Consider the following 19,932-nt stretch of genomic DNA (forward strand, 5'->3'; position numbering starts at 1 on the left):
TCACACTCCGGGGTCGGGTTGCACGGGCCCGGGCACGTGGGCGCGGGATGCCTCGAGCTGGGCGGCGAAGGAGAGCCCGAGGAAGAGGGCCACCGAGGTGAGGTACGCCCACAGCAGCAGCGACATGAAGGCGCTGAGCGGTCCGTACACGGTGTCGAAGGAACCGCTCAGGCGCAGGTACAGGCTCAGCAGCCAGGTCAGCAGCGTCCACAGGCTCAGGTACACGCCGGCTCCGAACGCGAGCCACGTGTAGCCGGGTTGCTTGCGACGCGGGGCGCTGCGGAAGACGACGCTCGCGGCGATGAGCGCGAGCAGCAGCCCGACGGGCCAGCGCGCGTACTCCCACACCGTGCGGGCGTGGTCGCCGAGCCCGTAGACGGTGGTCGCGGCGCCCGCGAGGTCGCCGCCCGCGATCATGACGACGAAGCCGAGACCGAGCGGGATGCCCGCGGTGAGCGCCATGACGAGGCCGCGCCCGTACTTGAGGTGGAAGGGGCGGTCGCGCTCGTTGCCGTAGATGCGGTTGGCGCCGCGCTCGATCTGGCACATCGCGGTCGTGACGTTGACGAGCGAGAAGATCGCGCCGAACCACAGGGCGATCTCGTCGCCGTCGCCGGCCGCGTACTCGCCGCGTTCCAGGGCCTCGTCGACGACCTCCGTGCTGGGCCCGGCGGCGACGCTGTGGATCGTGAGCTGCGCGAGGCGCCCCAGGTCCTCGGTGTGCAGCGACGTGGAGAGGCCGACGAAGGCGATGACGAGCGGGATGACGGCGAGCACGGTCTGGAGCGCGAGGGCGCGCGCGTTGGTGAAGCCGTCCGCGTACCGGAAGCGGACGAAGGAGTCCCGGACGAGCTGCCAGCGGCCGTAGCGGCGCAGCGCGGCCAGCGCCTCGTCGGCGGACAGCTCCTCACCGGTCATGTCCCGGGTCACCGGGACCTTCGAGACGGTGCCCATCTACTCGTTCACCACCCGCGCCGCCGCGCGCGCGTCCGGCGCGGCGCCTTCCTCGCGCGGGACGAGGACGGTGAGCGCGCCGGGGAGCACGGAGACCGTGAGCCGGGTGCCGTGCGGGGCGCTCTCGCCGTCGTACTCGCGCGGCTGCGGGGTGGCGAAGGTGAGTTCGGCGTGCCGGAAGCGGAAGTACTCGACGGGCGGGAGGTCCTGCCCGGCCGCGGTGCCGTCCTTGTGGCTCAGCAGGGCCCGCAGGGCGCGCAGCCAGCCGCCGGCGCCGCGCGGGTCGAGGACCAGCAGGTCGAGGTGGCCGTCGTCGGCACTGGCCCGCGGGACGAGCCGGACGCCGCCCTGGAGGGTGCCGACGTTGGCGACGAGGACCATGCGGGCCTCGCGGCGCAGCGCGGGGCCGTCGTCCAGGCGCAGCGTCACCTCGGCGGGGCCGTTGCCGATCTCCTCCATCCCGGCGAGGACGTACGCGGGCCAGCCGAGGGCGGACTTGGCGCGGTCCCCGGTGCGTTCCATGACGGCCGCGTCGAGCCCGGCGCCGGCCATGACGGCGAAGGCGGTGGCGGGCAGCCCGTCGCCCTCGACGCGGCCGAGGTCGATGCGCCGGGCGCGCCCGGTGAGGGCGGCCTCGAGCGCCTTCGCCGGGTCGAGGGGCAGGCCGAGGTTGCGGGCGAGGAGGTTGCCCGTGCCGCTGGGCACGAGGGCGAGGGGCACGCCGGTGTCGGCGAGTTCCCCGGCGACGGCCCGTACGGTCCCGTCGCCGCCGCACACGACGACGAGCGCCGCTCCCCCGCGCACCGCCTCGCGCGCCTGGCCGGGGCCCGGGTCCTCGGGGGTCGTCTCCAGGAACACGACGTCGTCCCAGCCGTGCCGCCCGAGCAGCGCGCGCAGTTCGGCGCGGGCGCCCGCGCCGGTCACGGAGGGGTTGTGGACGACGAAGACCGTGCCCCGGGCGAGGGCGGGCGTCTCCGTGGCGGCGGGGGCGGGGCCCCCCGCAGGGTCGTCGGTCGTGGCGTGCGGCTCGGCGGTCACGGTGGCGTCCACGAGCAGGAGCCGGGCGGCGACGGCGACGGAGATCGCGCCGTTGACGAGCCCGCCGACGACGTCGGTCGGATGGTGCATCCCGCGGTAGAGACGGGCCATGGCCACGACGAGCGGCAGCAGCATCAGGAGACCGGCGAGCGCCTTGCGCCACGGGGAGCGCATCCGGGTCAGGACGAGGACGGCGAGCCCGGTGTAGAGGGCGGTGGCCGCTCCGGTGTGCCCGGAGGTGTAGGAGGACGTGGGCGGCGAGGCGTCGAGGCGGTGCACCTCGGGCCGTTGGCGGTCCACGGAGAGCGTGATGACGAGGAAGACGAGCGCCTGGGTGGAGACGGCGACGGCGAGGAAGACGGCCTGGCGCCACCGCGGCAGCCGGGGTATCAGCAGCAGTCCCAGGCACACGATCAGCGTGCCGATGATCACGGTGAGGGTGTTGCCGCCCTCCGAGGCGACGGAGGAGAGGGTGGTGAGGGTGCCGGTGCGTATCCCCTCCAGCCCCTCGTCGATCCCGTCCTCGGCGGTCATCGGCCACACGTGCTTCGCCGGTCCTGTGATGAGCAGCCCGGCGCCGACGAGCAGCCCGGCCTGGGTGGCCGTCAGCACGGCGATACGGCCGACGGCTCCGGCGCTGCCGCGCGGCAGAGTCATCCCCCGGCGGCGCGTGCGCTTCTCCGCTGGTGCGGCTGGCACGGATACGGACATCGGTCCCCCCACATTCGGCGCCCGCATGGGCGCGCTCCCGGCCGGCTCGCTTCCACCGGTCCTCAGCCGTTTGCCCCTGCGGAGGCAGGTTCAGGCCGACGGGTTCGCGAGGACCGGACGGAGGGCGGTGACGGAGGGGCGGCACGGAAGGGCGGGCGCCCGGGGCCGCCCCGTCACGCGGCACGACCCGCCGCCCCGGCCGAGCGGGCTCCGTACCCCCCAAACACCTCAGGGCAGAACAAACCCGTACGGCGGCGCATCGGGACCAATCCGCGGGGGACACCTGTGCGAATCCCTTGTGTCACCGCTGACACCTCCCTCCCGGTCGATCCGGGGCGGACAACGAAGGGAACCCCACTCGTGACCAGCCGTTCGACCGCCCGACTGACCGCCCTCCTGGCCGCCTCCGCCGCCCTCACCCTGTCGACCGCTCTCCCCGCCGCCGCCCACTCGGGCCACGGGGAACAGGCGAGCGCGGCGGACGGGCACTCCTACCAGGTCGACCTGGACCAGCTCAACGACTCCGGCGCCCACGGCACCGCGATGCTCACCCTCGACGGCCACGAACTGAACGTGAAGATAACGGCCACCGGCCTCGTCCCGGGCCAGCCCCACGCCCAGCACCTCCACGGCTCCACCGACGGGCACGACTTCCACTGCCCCGACGCGAGCGCGGACAAGAACCACGACGGGATCATCACCACCGCCGAAGGCCTGCCCATGTACGGGGACATCAACATCTCCCTCACCACCAAGGGCGACACCTCGAAGAAGAGCGGACTCGACGTGGCCCGGATGCCCGTCGCCGACAAGGACGGCAAACTCTCCTACGAGCGCACCCTGACCGTCTCGCAGGCCGTCGCCGACCACATCAAGGACCTCCACGTCGTCCAGCACGGCATCGACCCGAACGGCAACAAGAAGTACGACTTCGGCAAGGGCAAGAGCGAACTCGACCCGAAGCTCCCGCAGGAGGCCACCGCTCCCGCGTCCTGCGGGATGCTCGCGGGCGCGGCCGTGGGCTCCATGCCGGTGGGCGGCGTGGAGACGGGCGGAGGCAGCTCGCAGGGCGTGGAGAACGGGGTCCTGCTCGCGGGCGGCGCGGCGGCGGTCCTCGGAGCAGGAGCCCTCGGCCTCGCCATGCGGCGCGACCGCTCCGCGCACGGCGCCCCCCGGAGCTGACGGCCCGTGACGAGCCGCGCATCCGGCGCAGAACCGGGGAAAGCGCGGCGGCGAGGAGTGCTCACCGCTCTCGGGTGCGCCCTCCTCGCCGCCGGGGCGGTGGCCCTCGGTACGGGCCTGGCGGACCAGGACCAGGACCCGGCCCCGCCCGGCATCGCGGCGCACCCCTCCCCCGGCAGCCCGTCCCCCGGCACCCCTTCCGCCACCCCGTCGCCCGGCACCGCGGCCACCGCCCCGCCCCCCGTCCTGCCCGCCGCGAGGCCGACCCGCCTGACCATCCCCTCCCTGAAGGTCTCCACCTCCCTCGAACGGCTCCGTCTGGACGAGCACAAGGCCCTCACGCCGCCCCGCGACCCGGACGAGGCGGGCTGGTACGCACAGGGCGCGGCCCCCGGCGCACGCGGCCCCGCCGTGATCGCCGGCCACGTCACCTGGAACGGCGCGAAGGCCGTCTTCTTCGACCTGGCCCGCCTGCGCCCCGGCGCGCGCGTCGAGGTCCGCCGTTCCGACGGCACCACGGCCGTCTTCCGGGTCACCCGCCTCACCCAGTACGCGAAGGACCGCTTCCCGAGCCTGGAGGTCTACGGCAACACCCCGGGCGCCGAACTGCGCCTCATCACCTGCGGAGGCGAGTACAGCGGCAGCGCCCACCACTACAGCGACAACGTCGTGGTCTACGCGAAGCTGCTCGACGATGCCGATGCGACGTGAGCGGCGGACGACCTCGGCACACGTGAGGCGCGCCGCGCGCACGCCGCGAGCGCGCGTACAGGTCGCGCGTACACGTCGCGCGAAACGCGTGTCGCACGGCATCCACCCGACGCCGCCGCCCCGGACCTGACAGCCGGGGCGGCGGCCCGCGTTTCCGCCGATGGCGCCCTCACCCGGACGAAGGGAAGCGGGTCCGGCGCGCGGGCGGGGTTCCGCGCGGGGCGTGCGAGGGGTACGTTCGGCGGTCGTTCGGGTGTTGTTGGTGGGGTGGTCACCGAGGAAGACGATGTTCGATGTCCTTACGTCCGCGAGGCTCAGGAAGCGACCCGATGGCTCACACTCCCTCACGCAGAACGTTCCTCGTCTCCGCGACGGCCGTCGCGGCCTCCGCGATGACCGGTGGCGCCGCGCGCGCCGCCGGGTCCGCGACCGCCGCCGCGCCCGTGGCGGTCACGGCCGATCCACGGCTCGCGCCGGTGCGGCACGTCGTGATCCTCATGCAGGAGAACCGCAGCTTCGACCACTACCTCGGCATGCTCAAGGGCGTACGGGGCTTCGGCGACCACACCGCGATCGACCTGCCCGGCTCCGCCTCGGGCCCCTCGGGCCGCTCCGTCTTCCAGCAGCCGCGCGGCACCGGTTCGCTCTTCCCCTGGCAGCTCAGCGCGGGCGGGGGCGGCTGGCAGAGCGCGCAGTGCAAGGTGGACGGCGGCGGGCACAGCTGGAGCGACCAGCACAGCGCCTGGAGCGGCGGCCGGATGAACAACTGGTACGCGGCGAAGAGCGGCACGGGGATGACGATGGGCTACCACGCCCGCGCCGACCTCCCGTACACGTACGCGCTCGCCGACGCGTACACGGTGTGCGACGCCTACCACTGCTCCTCGCTCACCGGCACCGGCCCCAACCGCAACTACCTGTGGTCGGGTTCGACCGGTGTCGGGCTCGCGGGCGCGAACCAGGCCAACACCAACGGCGGCGACTTCCGGCGCAAGGAACAGAACTGGCAGACGTACGCGGAGGCGCTCCAGGGCGCCGGGGTGAGCTGGAAGGTGTACCAGGTCCACGACCGCGACGCCTCCCTCAACTACGGTGACAACGCGCTGGAGTACTTCAAGCCGTTCCTGACGAAGGACTCCGCGCAGGACGGCAAGGGCGACGCGAGCCTGTGGCAGCGCGGCGTGGCCGGGGTCCCGTACGACGGCGGGGACGTGGCGGACGCGCTCGTGGCCGCGCTCCGTGCCGATGTGCGCGCGGGGACGCTGCCGCAGGTCTCGTGGATCGTCACCGACTACGCCAACTCCGAGCACCCGAACGCGAGTCCGGGCAAGGGCGCGACCGTCACGAAGCGCGTGCTCGAAGCGCTCGCGACCGACCAGAAGACGCTGGACTCGACGGTCTTCATCCTCACCTACGACGAGAACGACGGCTTCTTCGACCACGTGCCGCCGCCCGTGCCCGCCGACACCGGCGACGCGACGGAGTACTCGGGCGGGGCCCCGGTCGGGCTCGGCTTCCGCGTGCCGATGATCATCGCCTCGCCGTGGACGCGCGGCGGCCGGGTCAACTCGCAGGTCTTCGACCACACGTCGGTGCTGCGCTTCCTGGAGAAGTGGACGGGAGTCGGCTGCCCGAACATCAGCCCCTGGCGGCGCGCGGTGTGCGGCGACCTCACGTCGGCCTTCGACTTCGCCAACCCGGTCTTCGGGCCGCTCCCCGCGCTGCCCGGGGTGACCCCGGCGGGCCAGCCGGTCATGGACACGAACGCGTGCTCGGTGACGAGCGCGCCGAGTGCCCCGTCCGGCACGGGGACCCTGCCGGTCCAGGAGAGCGGCAACAAGCCCGCGTGCGCGCTGCCCTACCAGGTCAACGCCTATCTCGACCGGTACGAGGGCAGCAGCCCCTCCGGTACGCAGAAGATATGGGTGAACCTGGAGAACAAGGGCGCCCAGGCGACCTCCGCCGCGCACTTCGCCGCGTACGCCAACGGCTACCGCGGCGGCGGCCCCTGGCAGTACACGGTGGGCCCGGACGCGGCCACGAGCGACTTCTTCAACATCGGCGCCGCTTACGGCGGCGGTCGCTACGACCTCTCGGTCACCGGGCCCAACCGCTTCCTGCGCCGCTTCCGCGGGGACTCGGGCGCGGGCGCGGGGCGGTCCGCCCGCGTGCGCAGCAGCTTCGACACGTACAACGGGAAGCTCGCCCTCTGGTTCACGTTCCTCAACGACGACCCGGGGCGCACGCTCACCTTCACCGCCACCTCGACGCACTACCGCAGTGGCACGTGGACGTACGAGGTGGCGCCGGGGAAGAGCGTCTCGGACTACTTCCAGCAGGTGGTGTACGCGGACGGCTGGTACGACTTCACGGTGACGGTGGCGGGTGACGCCGCCTTCTCGCAGCGTTTCGCGGGGCACATCGAGACGGGCGCCGTGAGCCGTACCGGCTCGGTGGTCTGAGGCGGCGTCCCCGCGGGGCTCAGCGGCGCGCGGCGAGCCCCGCGAGGAGGCCGCGCGCGAGGTCGGTGCCGGAGTGGTGGCCGACGGCGAGGAGCGGGTCCGGGTCGAGCGGGTACGGGGCGGCGAGGCCGCGCAGCAGCGACGCGGCCTGCGGAACGCACTCGCCCCGTACCGCGTGGCGCAGCAGGGCCAGCGAGACGAGCGGCGTGCGCGCCACGGCGTCCGGGGCGGTGACCTCCGCCGCGATGCCGGGGGCCGGGGTGCCGAGCGCGTGGGCGGCGAGGAGGACGCCGCACAGGATGTCGTCGCCGGAGGGGGTGAGCCCGGGGCCCCGCCCGAGCAGGGTGCGCGCCGCGCGCCGCACCGCCTCGTCGTCGTTCTCGCGCAGCGCGCGGCGCAGCACGCGCAGGGGCGTGGCGCAGGCGGGGTCCAGGGGGCGGGCGCGGACCGCGCGGGCGAGTTCGGCGAGGCGGTCGGCGCGCGCCCCGGCGGCGAGGAGGCCGTGGACGCGTGGCGCGGACCAGGGCGTGGTGCCGACGCGCACGGTCAGCGCGCCGAGGCGGATCTCCCCCTCCCCGTACGCGGCGGGCGTGCCGGGGGCGGGCCAGGGGGCGGCGGGTCCGCGCAGGACCGCCGCGTTCGGGGTGCGGATCGCGTCCGGGCGGACGACGGCGAGGGCGGGCAGGTCCGTACGGTCCGTGGCGAGGTAGACGGCGTACCGGGTGGCGGCGACGACCCGGGCGGGGCTCCGGGGGCCGTGGGCGAGGGCGTGCGCGGGTCCGGCGGCGTCGGCGAGGACGAGGGCGCGCGCCAGGACGGGGCCGCGCTCCGGCCCCGGGCCGCCGTTCACGAGGGTTCCGGGAAGGCGGCGAGGGCCTGGACGAAGCAGTCGAGCGGGGCGGTCGTGAGGCCCGCGCCGATCTGGCCGATGCCCGGTTCGCGGTGGGCGATGCCGGTGGTGACGACGGGTTCGTGGCCCGTGTCGACGACGGCGCGGAGGTCGATGCCGAGGGGGCTCCCCGCGAAGTCGAGGCCCGGCAGGCGGTAGTCGTGGTGGCGGCCCACGGTCAGGCGCGCCATCTCGCGGCTGACGCGGCGGGCGAGGGCGGGGGTGCCGCCGACGAAACCGGTGATCGCGGGCGCGGCGGCGAGGGCGAAGCCGCCGAGGCCGTGGGTCTCGGTGATCGCGCTGTCGCCGATGTCCGGGTTGGCGTCCTCGGGCCCGTACCCGGCGAAGTACAGCCCTTCGACCATCGCGGCGGGGGCCGTGTACCACTCCGCCCCGGTCCCGGCCGTGCGGATGCCGACGCGGACGCCGTTGCGGGCGAAGGTCGTGACGACGGTGGAGTGCGCGATGCCCTCGGCCGCCGCCATGGCGAGCTTGCTCGCGGCCATGGAGAGGTTGAGGAACCAGTAGTCGTTGTCGCGCAGGAAGTCGAGCGCCTCGATACCGCCGAGCGCGGCCTGCCGGGCGAGGTCCGGGGCGAGTTCGCGCGCGAAGAGGGCGCTGGCGGCGGTGTTGCGGCTGTGGCACTCGTCGCCCATGAGGAGGGCCTGCGCGGTCAGCGCGCGCGGGTTGAGCGGTTCGCGGCGGGCGCGCAGCGCCGCGCCGAGGCTAGGGCCGAGCCGCTCGCCCATCCAGCGCAGCCGCGCCGAGACGTCCGCGCCGAGGGCCCCGTAGCGCAGGCAACGCCCCTTGCCCTCGTTGAGGTTGGAGTACGCGCGGCGCCCCGTCGCGGCGTCCTCGACGACGAGGAGCGGCATGGAGGGCGAGATGATCCCGGCCATCGGGCCGACCGCGTCGTGGTGGTGGCAGGGCGCGAAGCGGATGCCGCCGGAGCGGGCGAGGTGTTCGGCGGACTCGGTGTCGCACGCCCAGCCCTCCAGAATGACGGCCCCGGTGACGGCGGCGCGCATCGGCCCGCACATCTCCTCGTACGGGAGCGGCGGCCCGGCGTGGAGCAGGAGCCGTTCCCCGGCGAGCGCAGGAATGACCTCGGCGGCGGGGCGTACGTCGGTGAGGAGCGGCTGTACGGCGCGGATCGCTTCCAGGGCGCGGGAGTTGGCGGCCTCCACGGCGGGGTGCGCGCTGAGCCGGGCGAGTTTGGCGCCGAGCGCGGGATCGCCCGCGGCGGGAGGCCGCCAGGCGAGCTGCCGCACGTCGGCGCCCGCGGCGCGGGCGGGCGCGGCGAAGCCGTCGACACCCACGGCGGCGATCCGGGGGGTGTGGTCGAGCAGGGAGGGGGTCATGCGCGGGCTCCTCCTCGGGCGGGGACGGGGGCGGGCGCCGGGGCCAGGTGGGCGGCGGCGAGGCGGGCGGCGTGGGTGGAGCTGTCGGCGAGGAGGACCCCGGCCGCGCGCAGGCGGCGGCGCGCCTCGGCGGCGGGTTGCGGGTCGGCGTCGGTGCCGACGACGAAGGCGAGGACGGGCGGGCCGCTCGCGGGGGTGTGCCCGGCGGCGGCGAGGGCGTCCAGGAGGGCGCCGGCCGGGTCGGGCGCCGCGCCGTGCCCGAGGACGACGTCCACGAGGACGAGGCCCGTCCTCGGGTCCGCGAGGGCGGCGCGCAGGAGGGCGGTGCGGACGGTGGGGTCGATCATGGGGTGCGGGCGGCCCGCCGTGTAGGCGTCGTCGCCGAGGTCGAGGACGAGGTGACGGGCGGGCAACTCCCCCGCGTTGGCAGGGAGTTGCCTGAGGATGCCGTCGGCGAGGCGTGGGGCGAGGAGCTGGTGGGCCTCGTGGGCGAAGGTGCCGCCGGTGTAGAGGGCGCGCAGGAGCGGGGCGGCGGCGGGACGCGAGAGCGGACTGTCCGGGTACGCGGCGTCCGGGCGCGGCGCGTTCCCCGGTGCCGCCGCCTCCGCCGCCTCCGCGAGGGTCGTGGCCCGGACGACGCCCTCCGGTACGGGGCCCTCCCAGCCGAGGAAGCAGGCGACGACGGGTGTGCCGCACGCCGCCGCGCGGGCGAGGACGCGGCGGGCGACCTCGGGGTCCGGTGGTTTGGAGACGAGGACGATCCGCTCGGTCGCGGGGTCGGCCGCGAGCGCGTCGAGCGCGGCGAGCATGGTCAGGCCGCCGACCTCGCCGCTCACGTCGCGGCTGCCGGTGCCGAGGACGTGGCTGACCCCGCTTCCGCGCGCGTGGAGCAGGCACGCGACCTGCTGGAGCCCGGTGCCCGAGGCCCCCACGAGTCCCACGGGTCCGGGCCGTACGGCGTTGGCGAAGCCGAGGGGGACGCCGGCGACGACGGCCGTACCGCAGTCGGGGCCCATCACGAGCAGTCCGCGCGCGGCGGCCTCCGTCTTGAGCGCGACCTCGTCCGCGAGGTCCACGTGGTCGCTGAAGACGAAGGCGTGCATCCCGGCGCGGAGCGCCTTGCGGGTCTCGGCCGCCGCGTAGGCGCCGGGGACGGAGATGACGGCGAGGTCGGTGCCCGGGGGCGCGGTGGCGAGGGAGCGGACCGGCAGGTCCTCCTCCCCCTCGGCCCGCCCGGTGGGCTCCGGGCCGCTGTCGCGCAGCGCGGCGACGGCGCGGCCGAGGGCGGTGTCCGCCGCCTCGCGCGTGCCCCGGACGGCGAGGAGGAGGTCGTTGGGGCCCGCCGCCGTGCCGTCCGCGGTGAGGAGGCCCGAAGCGCTCAGGACCTCCTTGTTGGCGGGCGTGCCCATGACGAGGCTCACCGTCTCGACGCCTCGTTCCCCCGTGAGCGTCGCGGCGATCCGCATGAGGGCGACGGAGTCGGCGTACAGGTCCTTGCGCACGGCGTTGATCAGCACCATGGCGGTGACTCTAGGCAGCGCGGGGCGGGCGGGGGATGGCGCGCGGTGACAGCGTCGGGCGCCGGTTTCGGGCGACGGGTGCCAGTGCGGGCGGGCGGAGGCTCAGCCCCGGGCGCGGGCCGCGAGGAGGCGGCGGGCGTGGACGGCGAGTTCCGTCTGGAGGCGGGAGAGGGGGTGGCGGTCGAGGCCGCCGGTCAGGCGGTCGATCTGCCGCAGCCGGTAGCGCAGGGTGTTGTAGTGGACGTGCAGGCGGGCCGCGGTGGCGACCTTGTTGCGGTCGTGGAGGAGGTACGCGGAGAGGGTGTCCACGAGGCTCCCGTCGTGCGCCTCGTCGTAGGCGAGGAGCGGGGCGAGCGCCTCGTGCGTGAGGCGGCGCAGCTCCTCGGCGGGGAGCCGGCCCAGGAGCCGGTAGACGCCGAGCCCCTCGTACCCGGCGACGAAGTCGTCCCCGTGCACCTCGCGCCCGAGGCTCAGGGTCTCGGCGGCCTCCGCGTAGCTCTCGGCGAATTCGGTGAAGTCGGCGCGTACGGTGCCCGCCGCGACGACGACGCGGCGCCCGGGGCGGGCGGCGGTGAGGGCCGCGTGCAGGGCGTGGCAGCGGGCGTCGAGCGAGGCGCCGGGCTCCACGAGCAGCGTCAGGCCGCTCCCGCCGCCCCACACGATGGCGCCCTCGCCCGCCGCGTGCCGCACGAGCGGCAGCAGCCGCTCCTCGGTGCCCAGTTCGGCGCCACCCGGGGTCCCGGGTTCGCGGGTGTCGTCCGTCTCGACGAGGACGGCGGCGCGCGGGACGCCGAGGTTCCAGCCCATGGCCGCGGCGCGGCGCAGGGTCTCGGCCCGGTCGCGCGGGGTGTGCGAGACGAGTTCGGTCAGGAGCAGGGCACGGTAGCGCTGGGCGCGCACGGCGAGGGCGCGTTCCTGCGCGGCGAGGGTCGCCGCGATGGTCGTGGCGTGTTCGAGGGCGACGAGCTGGTACGGGTCGGGGGTGTGGCCGGGCTCCGCCCACAGGCCGACCGTGCCGCCGGGCCCGGCGCCGTGGCGCACCGGGCGGACGGCGGCGGGGGGCCGCTCGGTCGCGGGTGCCCCGGCCGAGGCGAGGACGAGGCCCTGTTCGTCGCGCACGGCGGCGGCGAGCCCGGTCAGCTCCAGGAGGACGTTCATCAGCTCCTGGTACGAACCGCCGCCGAGCGCGACGGCGGTGAAGCGCTCGTGGATCGCGCGGGAGCGTTCGAGCGCGAGGGCCTGCCGGTTGAGGACGGTACCGAGGACCTCGGAGAGGATGTCGTTGAACATCGCGTCGCCCGGCAACTCCACGAGCGGGAAGCCCAGTTCCGCGCAGACGTCGAGGAGCGCGGGAGGCAGCGCGGGCAGGTACGGGCCCACCTTCACGCCGAGCCCGGTGAGCCCGCGCCGGGCGAGGACCGGGACGAGGCGGGTGAGGGCCTCGGCGTCGTCGCGCACGGGGTAGGCGGTGGTGAGCAGGAACTCCCCGCCGCGCATCCAGCGGACGATGTCGGGGACCTCCATGATGTTGACGACCCGGATGGCGCGGCCCGCGCCGCGCTCCCCCGCGACGAGCCGCGCCCCGGCGAGCGAGGGCAGCGCGAGCGCGTCCCGCAGGCTGAGCACGGTGCCCTGGACGGGGAGGGACGGGGCGCCGGGGGGTAGCGGGTCCTGGGCGGGGAGCACGGCCGGGGCGGAACTGGCACCCGGGGCGGGAAGTACGGCCGGGACCGAGCGGGCGGCCGGGACGGAACAGGCGGCCGGGGCGGGGTGGGTGGCGGTCATGCCCATTCACTGTGTGCCGTCGTATGCACCCCTAGATGGCCCGGAGGTAACTTCCGCGTTTCGCGCGGGAGCCGCCACGAGGACTGTCACGAGCTGTCAACGGCCGGGCCCCCGCGCTGGCTCCCGCCGCCCATGACCGGCGCGCGCGCCGCTCCCTACCGTTTCCGCATGCTTCCCCCTCCTCCCTCCCCCGAGCGGCCGTCGGCCTCCCCGGCGGCCCGCACCGTGGTCGTCGCCGTCGGCGGCAACGCCCTGCTGCGCGGCGGGGAACGGGCGACGGTCGCCGAGCAGTTCGAGGCCGCCGCGCGGCTCGCCGTCCCGCTCGCCGGGCTGCTCGGCGCGGGTCACCGGCTCCTCGTCACGCACGGCAACGGCCCCCAGGTCGGCTTCATCCAGCGCCGTTCCGAGCTGGTGGCCCCGCTCGCGCCCGAACTCCCCGCGCTCGGGCTGGACATGTGCGTCGCCGACTCGCAGGGCAGCCTCGGCTACCTCCTCGTCAGCACCCTCGCGGGGCGGCTGCGCGCGGCGGGCGGCCCCCGCCCGGGGGTCGCCGGGCTGCTCACGCACACCGTCGTGGACGCCGACGACCCCGCCTTCGCGCGGCCGACGAAACCGATCGGCTCCGTTTCCGGCCGCGGGAGCGCGCGGGAACCCGCCCCCGGCGGGGAACGGCTCGTGCCCTCCCCCGCGCCCCGGGCGGTCCTGGAGACGGAGGCGGTACGGGCGCTGCTCGCGGCCGGGATCGCGGTCGTCGCGGGCGGGGGCGGCGGCATCCCGCTCGTGGAGCGCCCCGACGGCACGTATCGGGGGGTGGAAGCCGTCGTCGACAAGGACCTCACCTCGGCGTTGCTCGCCGGGGAGGTGGGCGCGGACCTCCTGGTGATCACGACCGGTGTGGACCGCGTCGCGGTGGACTTCGGGTGTCCGGGGCAGCGCTTTCTCGACCGGCTCGACGTGGCCGGGGCGCGGCGGCTGCTCGCGGAGGGGCACTTCCCCGAGGGCAGCATGGGGCCGAAGATCCGGGGCGCGCTGCGCTTCGTCACGGGCGCGCCGGGCCGCGAGGCGCTCATCACGTCGGTGGCCGGGCTGCCCGACGCGCTCGCGGGGCACGGCGGTACGCGCATCCGCCCGGGTCCGGCCGCCGCGCACGCCCCCGGTCCCCCACCGTCCCCCGCCGGACGGCTCCCGTGACCCGGCCCCGTCCGAGGACGGCCGCACCCACCCCGAGAAGAGGAAAGATGCTGGAGACCGGTACGGGCCCCATCGACGGCGCCGTGTACGTGCCCGCGAGCGCGAGGACCGTGCGCTGGGGGCGCCTGCCCTGCGCGGACACGCCCCCGGTCGCCGAGATCCCCTCCGGGGGCACGGTCACGCTCGACACCGTCTCGCACGAGGGCATCCTGGAGGACCAGGGCCGCGACCCGGTGGCCTTCTTCGGCGCGTTCGGCGTACGCCCGGACGGCGTCCTGCGGGACGCGCGCGAGCTGGCGGCCTCCGCCGTGCCGCGCGACCCGGAGCGCGACGGGCCGCACGTCGTCACGGGGCCGGTCCGGGTCGCCTCGGCGCGGCCCGGCGACGTCCTGAGGGTCGAGACGCTGTCGCTGCGCCGCCGGGCGCCGTACGGCATCGTCTCGACCCGGCACGGGCGCGGCGCGCTGCCCGGCGAGTTCGCCGCGCGAGAACCGGAGTTCACTTTCTGCCGGGCCGAGGACGGCACGGGGCGGATCGCCTACGGGGCGGGCCGCGAGGCACGCTTCCCGCTCGCCCCGTTCCTCGGCCTGACCGGCGTCGCGACCGCGGGCGGGGAACCGGCGCACTCGGTGCCGCCGGGGCGGCACGGCGGCAATCTCGACATCAAGCACCTCGTCACCGGGAGCACCCTGTACCTGCCGGTGCAGGTCGACGGGGCCGGTTTCTACGCGGGCGACCCGCACTACGCGCAGGGCAACGGCGAAGTCGCGCTCACCGCTCTGGAGGCGCCCCTGCGGGCCACGTTCCGGCTCACGGTCCTGCGCGACGCGGCGGCGCACCTGCTGCGCCGCCCGTTCGCCGAGACCCGCGCGCACTGGATACCCGTCGGGCTGCACGAGGACCTCGGCGAGGCGATGCGGGACGCCGTGCGAGCCGCGCTCGACTTCCTGCGCGAGCGGCACGGGATGGACGGGCACGCCGCGTACGCCTACCTCAGCGCGGCGGCCGACTTCGAGGTGAGCCAGGTCGTGGATCGTGTCCAGGGAGTGCACTGCCTCATCCGGAAGTCGGACTTCCCCTCCTGAAGGAGCCCCGCATGTCCCGTACGCCTGCCCCCTCGTCGCCCGCCGCCGCGGCACCGCTCGTACTGCGCCGGGCGCGACGCGCGGCGGACCGCGCGCTGTGCGACATCCACCTCGCCGAGGGGCGCGTCACCGCCGTCACCCCGGCGGCCGAGCCCGCCGCACACCCCCGCGCCGACGACGCGATCGACTGCGCGGGCCGGGTCGTCCTGCCCGGCTTCGTCGAACCCCACCTCCACCTCGACAAGGCGCACCTGGACGCGGTGCGCCCCAACCCGGACGGCACGCTCGCCGGGGCGCTCTCGGTGACGGCCGCGCTGAAGGCCGGTTTCACCGCCGAGGACGTCCGCGCGCGGGCGAGCAGGGTCCTGGAGGACGCGGTCCTCAACGGGACCACGCTGGTGCGCGCGCACCCGGACGTCGATCCCGTGGTGGGCCTGCTCGGTGTGGAGGTGCTGGCGGAGCTGCGGGAGCGGTACGCGGCGGCCGTGGACCTCCAGGTCGTCGCCTTCCCGCAGGAGGGCGTGCTGCGCACGCCGGGGACCGAGGCGCTGCTGCGCGCGGCGCTCGGCAAGGGCGCCGATGTCGTGGGCGGCTGCACGTACCAGGAGGAGAGCGTCGCGGACTGCCGGGCGCAGATCCGGCTCGTCCTCGACCTCGCGGAGGAGCACGGGGTCCCCGCCGACCTGCACGCGGACTTCGGGGACGACACCGAGGACCCGCGCTACGCGCTCGCCGGGTACGTCGCCGAGGAGACCGCGCGCCGGGGCCTCGGGGGCCGGGTGACGCTCGGCCACATGACCTCGCCCGCCGCGCTCCCGCGCGCGGAGCGGCTGCGGCTCGCGGAGGCGCTCGCCGCCGCCGGGGTCGCGGTCGTGAGCCTGCCCGCGACGGACCTGCACCTCGGCGGGCGGGGCGACGAGGAGCGGCCCGTGCGCCGGGGGGTCGCGCGGGTCCGGGAGCTGTGGGAGGCGGGCGTGGTGACGGCCTGTTCCTCCAACAACATCCGCAACGCGTTCACCCCCTACGGCAGCGCGGACCCGCTGGACACGGCGCTGCTCCTCGCCCAGACCGGCCACCTCTCGGGCGCGGACGACCTCGCGCGCGTGCTGCGCATGGTCACGGACGACGCGGCGCGCGTGGTCGGCCGGGCGGACGAGTACGGCGTACGGGCGGGCGCCCGCGCCGACCTCGTGGTGCTCGACACGACCGTCCCCGAGGACATCGTCCTCGACCGGCCCGAGCGCGCGTACGTCCTCAAGGGCGGCCGTGTCGTGGCCCGTTCGACCCGCACCCGCACGCTCCTCGTGCCCTGAGACCCGCACCGGCCACCACCGCGCCACACGCCCCGCACCACTGGCGCCCGACCCGCACCCGCAAGCACCCGCACCCGCACGGCTTTGCGCACCCCGTCCCGTCCCCTACGTCACAGGAGTGACCCATGCGCGAACGCCTTCCGCACGAGATCGTCGCCTCCGTCCTCGCCGGGCTCACCGCCTTCCTCGGCGGGAACGCCCTGCACCTGCCGCCCTGGGCGGTCTTCCTGTCCTGGGCGGCCGTCTTCCTGCTGGGCGGCCCCCGCGGGGACCGCGCCGTGCGCCTGTGGTGCGCGATGCCCGCCGGGTCCGCCTTCGCCCTCGTCATCGTGCTCGTCGAGCAGCACGCGGGCGGCGCCTTCGGCGAGGGGCAGACCGCCCGGAACGCCTTCCAGGCGCTCGTGATCCTCGTCGTCAACACCGCGCTCATGTACACGGGCAGGCTGGGCGTGCTCGTGCCCGGCATGTTCCTCGGCTTCGCGAGCTACTTCGCCACCTTCTTCGGCGGCTTCGGCTACGACCCGGGCAACCCGTGGGCGGCGTGGCTCTGCGTCGTCGCGATGAACGCGCTCGGCCCGGTGTTCGCACACCTCTCGACGCGGCTGGCCTTCCCCGTACGGGAAGCGGCGCCCGCCCGCGCGGACGCGCCCGTCACCGGGGCGGACGCCGCGTGAGCCCCCGCCCCCTCCGTCCTCTCGTCCCGCCGACTCCCCGGGAGACCGCCCCATGACGACCGAAACCAGCGCGCGGGGCCACGGCCCCGACGCGTCCGACGAGTACGAACACGCCCCGGTGCCCCCGGCCGCGCGGCGCGGGCTGTGGTCCGTCGCCTCCGTGTGGTTCGGCTTCCCGATGAACCTCGGCAACGCCGTCTTCGGCGGCGTCATCGTCTACCACCTCGGCCTGCTGTGGGGCTTCGGCGCGATCCTCGCCGGGAACCTCGTCCTGCTCGGCTACGTGGGCCTGCTGAGCCGTGCCGCCGCGCGCACGGGCGAGAACTTCTCGCTCCAGGCCGCCGGGGCCTTCGGCGAGCGGGGCCGGAAGCTCGCCGCCGCCTTCCTCGCCACGGTCGTCGTCGGCTGGTTCTCCTTCCAGATCGGGCTGACCGGCACGACCCTGCACCAGATCCTCGGCTGGTCGCCGTGGCTCGGGGCCGTCGTCGGCGGGATCGTCTACACGGCGATCACGGTCGCCGGGATCAGGGCGCTCTCGCTCCTCGGCTTCGTCGCCGTGCCGCTCTTCGTCGTCCTCGCGGGCATCGCGCTCGCCCTCGGCGTGGACGACGGCGGCGTCTCCCTCGGCGACGCCCTCTCCTACGGGGGCGGCGGGCACGCGCTCTCCTTCGGCGCGGCGATGAGCATCGTCATCGCCGGCTTCGCCGACTCGGGCACGATGACCGCCGACTTCACGCGCTGGGCGAAGGACGGGCGCTCCGCCCTCGTGGCCACGCTCGGCGCGTTCCCGTTCGCCAACGGCGTCGCCTTCGGCGTCGGCGGGCTCGTCGTCGCGATCGGCGGGGCGGCGGACCCGGCGGTGGACGGCGGCGGCTTCCTCGGGCTGCTGAGCGGGCACGGCGCTCTGCTCACCCCGGTCGCGGTGCTCTTCGTCTTCGCCAACCTCGGCTCCGTCGCGACGCACTGCCTCTACAACGCGGCGGTGGGCTGGTCGGCGATCACCCCGGCCCGTATGCGGCCCCTCGCGGTCGTCCTCGGCGCGCTCGGGCTGCTCGCCGCGCTCACCGGGGTGTGGGACGCGTTCCTCGACTGGCTCAACCTGCTCGGCGTCTTCGTCCCGCCGATCGGCGCGGTCCTCATCGTCGATCAACTACGGCGCGCCCGCGCGCCGTTCCCCGTCCCGCGCGGGCACCACGCCCCGGCGTTCCTCGCCTGGGCGCTCGGCGCCGGGGCCGCCGCTCTCGCGCACTACCTGGCACCGGCCGCCGTGGACGCGCTCGTGGGCATCGCCGTGGCCGCCGCGAGCTTCGTCCTGCTCACCCGCCGCCGCTCCCGTTCCGCCGGGGAGGCATCGTTGACCCCGGGGGAACCCGCACCGGGGGAAAGCGCCCCGCGCGCGTCCCTCGCCGCACCGTCGAGGCAAGGAGCCGTATGACCACCCCCGCAGCCGACGCCCTCTGCGCACTCCCGGCGACGGAGCTGAACGCCCTCGTGCGGGGTCGCGAGGTCTCCCCCGTCGAGGTCGTGGACGCGGTCCTCGCCCGGATGGAGGCCACCGAACCGCGGCTGCACGCCTTCTGCACCCCCGTGCCCGAGCGGGCGCGGGCGAGCGCGCGGGCGCTCGCCGACCGGCTCGCGCGCGGCGGTACGGCGGGGCCGCTGGCGGGCGTGCCGCTCGGCGTGAAGGACCTGCTCCCGACGCGCGGGCTGCGCACCACCTCGGGCTCGGTCGCCTACCGCGACTTCGTGCCCGACGAGGACGACATCGTCGTGGAGCGGGTGCGCGCGGCGGACGCCGTCGTGCTCGGCAAGACCAACACGAGCGAGTTCGGGTACAGCGCGACGGGCCACAACCCGCTCTTCGAGACGACCCGCAACCCGTGGGACACCCGGCTGACCCCGGGCGGTTCGAGCGCGGGCAGCGCGGCGGCGGTCGCCGCGGGGGCGGGGCCGCTCGCGCTCGGCAGCGACGGCGGCGGCTCGGTACGGGTGCCCGCCGCGCTGTGCGGGCTCGTCGGCTTCAAGGCGTCGATGGGCCGTGTACCGGTCTACCCGGGGTGCCGCGACGAGGCGCTGCCCGGCGTCTCGGGCTGGGAGTCCCTGGAGCACATCGGGCCGCTCGCCCGCACCGTGGCGGACATCGGGCTCGCGCTCTCCGTCCTCGCCGGACCCGACCCCCGCGACCGGCACTCGATCCCCTGCGGCGACGTGGACTGGCGCGGAGCGGTACGGCGCGGGGCCGGGGAGGGGATCGCGGGCCTGCGGATCGCGTACAGCCCCGACCTCGGGTACCTCGCGGTGGACCCGGAGGTGCGGCGGGTCGTGGACGCGGCGGCGAGTGTTTTCGCGGACGCGCTCGGCTGCGAGGTGGAGCGGGTCGAGCCGGGCTGGGCGGACCCGGGCGACGCCTTCGCGGCGCTCATCATGGCCGACACCGATCTGCGCGGGATGCGGGCGCTCGTCGCGGAGCACGGCGAGGCGATGTCCCCGCACCTGCGCGCGATGCTGGCGCGCGCCTGGACGGCGGAGGAGTTCACGGACGCGGAGATGGTCCGCAAGGGCGTCGTGAACCGCATGGCGCGGCTCATGTCGCGCTACGACCTGCTGCTCACCCCGACGAGCTGTGTCCCGGCCTTCCCGGTCGGGATCGAGGGTCCCGCCACGATCGCGGGGCGCCCCGTGCCGCCGACCGCGTGGACCGGTTTCTGCGCCCCCGCGAACCTCACGGGCCAGCCGGCGCTCAGCCTCCCGGCCGGACGTACGGGCGCCGGGCTGCCCGTGGGCCTCCAGCTCGTCGGCCGCCACCTCGCGGACGCCACGGTCCTGCGCGCGGCGGCGGCCTTCGAACAGGCGTCACCATGGACGCACGTGCCGCTCGCGGCGGGCGGGACGCTGGGGACGGGGGCGAGCGGGGGGCGGGAGTGAGGTGGGCGGGGCGCCGGGGTGAGGCGGCGGAGCGGGGGCCGAGGCGAGCCCGGGGGCGGAGCCGAGACCGAACCGGGCGCGGGGTCGAGCCCGAACCGGGCGCGGGGTCGAGCCCGAACCGGGCCCGGGGT

The 19,932-nt window shown here is 75.8% G+C and carries 15 protein-coding genes; 9 read left to right on the forward strand and 6 right to left on the reverse strand.

Annotated features, from left to right (window positions below; all coding sequences use genetic code 11):
* Together STTU_RS05055 and STTU_RS05060 are read right to left on the reverse strand one after the other, a co-directional pair.
* Positions 1 to 954, reverse strand: a complete 954-nt coding sequence (locus tag STTU_RS05055) for a YihY/virulence factor BrkB family protein (protein ID WP_007820456.1) — start codon at positions 952 to 954, stop codon at positions 1 to 3.
* Entirely contained in the window at positions 955 to 2,649 is a 1,695-nt protein-coding gene (locus STTU_RS05060) for a diacylglycerol kinase family protein (protein ID WP_043254205.1), read from the reverse strand.
* Between the two features lie 414 nt (positions 2,650 to 3,063).
* On the opposite strand from STTU_RS05060, the gene STTU_RS05065 reads away from it, so the two are divergent.
* The 3 genes from STTU_RS05065 to STTU_RS05075 all read left to right on the forward strand — a co-directional run bounded on the left by STTU_RS05065 (position 3,064) and on the right by STTU_RS05075 (position 7,058).
* Positions 3,064 to 3,885, forward strand: a complete 822-nt coding sequence (locus STTU_RS05065) for a hypothetical protein (RefSeq protein ID WP_007820458.1) — start codon at positions 3,064 to 3,066, stop codon at positions 3,883 to 3,885.
* Between the two features lie 57 nt (positions 3,886 to 3,942).
* The gene (locus STTU_RS05070) at positions 3,943 to 4,596 is read left to right on the forward strand and encodes a class F sortase (protein WP_007820459.1); all 654 of its coding nucleotides are present in this window, start codon (positions 3,943 to 3,945) and stop codon (positions 4,594 to 4,596) included.
* 329 nt (positions 4,597 to 4,925) lie between these two features.
* Positions 4,926 to 7,058 carry a phosphocholine-specific phospholipase C gene (locus STTU_RS05075; RefSeq protein ID WP_007820460.1) on the forward strand — a complete coding sequence of 711 codons (2,133 nt, stop codon included), beginning with the start codon at positions 4,926 to 4,928 and terminating at the stop codon, positions 7,056 to 7,058.
* Positions 7,059 to 7,077: 19 nt separating this feature from the next.
* Here the strand turns inward: STTU_RS05075 and STTU_RS05080 are convergent, their stop codons facing one another.
* The 4 genes from STTU_RS05080 to STTU_RS05095 all read right to left on the reverse strand — a co-directional run bounded on the left by STTU_RS05080 (position 7,078) and on the right by STTU_RS05095 (position 12,613).
* The gene (locus tag STTU_RS05080; RefSeq protein ID WP_052862326.1) at positions 7,078 to 7,908 is read right to left on the reverse strand and encodes a DUF2877 domain-containing protein; all 831 of its coding nucleotides are present in this window, start codon (positions 7,906 to 7,908) and stop codon (positions 7,078 to 7,080) included.
* A complete protein-coding gene (locus tag STTU_RS05085) occupies positions 7,905 to 9,308 on the reverse strand; it encodes a DUF1116 domain-containing protein (RefSeq protein WP_043254207.1) in 1,404 nt (467 codons plus the stop codon). The genes STTU_RS05080 and STTU_RS05085 overlap by 4 nt, the downstream gene beginning before the upstream one ends.
* Positions 9,305 to 10,828 (reverse strand): acyl-CoA synthetase FdrA, encoded by a 1,524-nt coding sequence (gene fdrA / locus STTU_RS05090; RefSeq protein ID WP_007820463.1) that lies wholly within the window; start codon positions 10,826 to 10,828, stop codon positions 9,305 to 9,307. The genes STTU_RS05085 and fdrA overlap by 4 nt, the downstream gene beginning before the upstream one ends.
* A 102-nt stretch (positions 10,829 to 10,930) precedes the next feature.
* Positions 10,931 to 12,613, reverse strand: a complete 1,683-nt coding sequence (locus STTU_RS05095) for a PucR family transcriptional regulator (RefSeq protein WP_106432114.1) — start codon at positions 12,611 to 12,613, stop codon at positions 10,931 to 10,933.
* Positions 12,614 to 12,781: 168 nt separating this feature from the next.
* On the opposite strand from STTU_RS05095, the gene STTU_RS05100 reads away from it, so the two are divergent.
* The 6 genes from STTU_RS05100 (at position 12,782) to STTU_RS05125 (ending at position 19,801) form a co-directional block, all read left to right on the forward strand.
* Positions 12,782 to 13,804 carry a carbamate kinase gene (locus tag STTU_RS05100; RefSeq protein WP_007820465.1) on the forward strand — a complete coding sequence of 341 codons (1,023 nt, stop codon included), beginning with the start codon at positions 12,782 to 12,784 and terminating at the stop codon, positions 13,802 to 13,804.
* 47 nt (positions 13,805 to 13,851) lie between these two features.
* On the forward strand, positions 13,852 to 14,889 hold the full coding sequence (locus tag STTU_RS05105) for an acetamidase/formamidase family protein (RefSeq protein WP_007820466.1): 1,038 nt from the start codon (positions 13,852 to 13,854) through the stop codon (positions 14,887 to 14,889).
* Between the two features lie 11 nt (positions 14,890 to 14,900).
* Positions 14,901 to 16,202 (forward strand): amidohydrolase family protein, encoded by a 1,302-nt coding sequence (locus tag STTU_RS05110; protein ID WP_007820467.1) that lies wholly within the window; start codon positions 14,901 to 14,903, stop codon positions 16,200 to 16,202.
* Between the two features lie 125 nt (positions 16,203 to 16,327).
* Positions 16,328 to 16,876, forward strand: coding sequence for a DUF1097 domain-containing protein (locus STTU_RS05115; protein ID WP_007820468.1), 549 nt, complete (start codon positions 16,328 to 16,330; stop codon positions 16,874 to 16,876).
* Positions 16,877 to 16,928: 52 nt separating this feature from the next.
* Positions 16,929 to 18,311: a cytosine permease gene (locus STTU_RS05120; RefSeq protein WP_007820469.1), complete on the forward strand. Its 1,383-nt coding sequence runs from the start codon at positions 16,929 to 16,931 to the stop codon at positions 18,309 to 18,311.
* Positions 18,308 to 19,801, forward strand: coding sequence for an amidase (locus tag STTU_RS05125; RefSeq protein WP_043254210.1), 1,494 nt, complete (start codon positions 18,308 to 18,310; stop codon positions 19,799 to 19,801). The genes STTU_RS05120 and STTU_RS05125 overlap by 4 nt, the downstream gene beginning before the upstream one ends.
* The last annotated feature ends 131 nt before the right edge of the window (positions 19,802 to 19,932 follow it).

It is taken from the genome of Streptomyces sp. Tu6071 (assembly GCF_000213055.1).
Lineage (GTDB): Bacteria > Actinomycetota > Actinomycetes > Streptomycetales > Streptomycetaceae > Streptomyces > Streptomyces evansiae.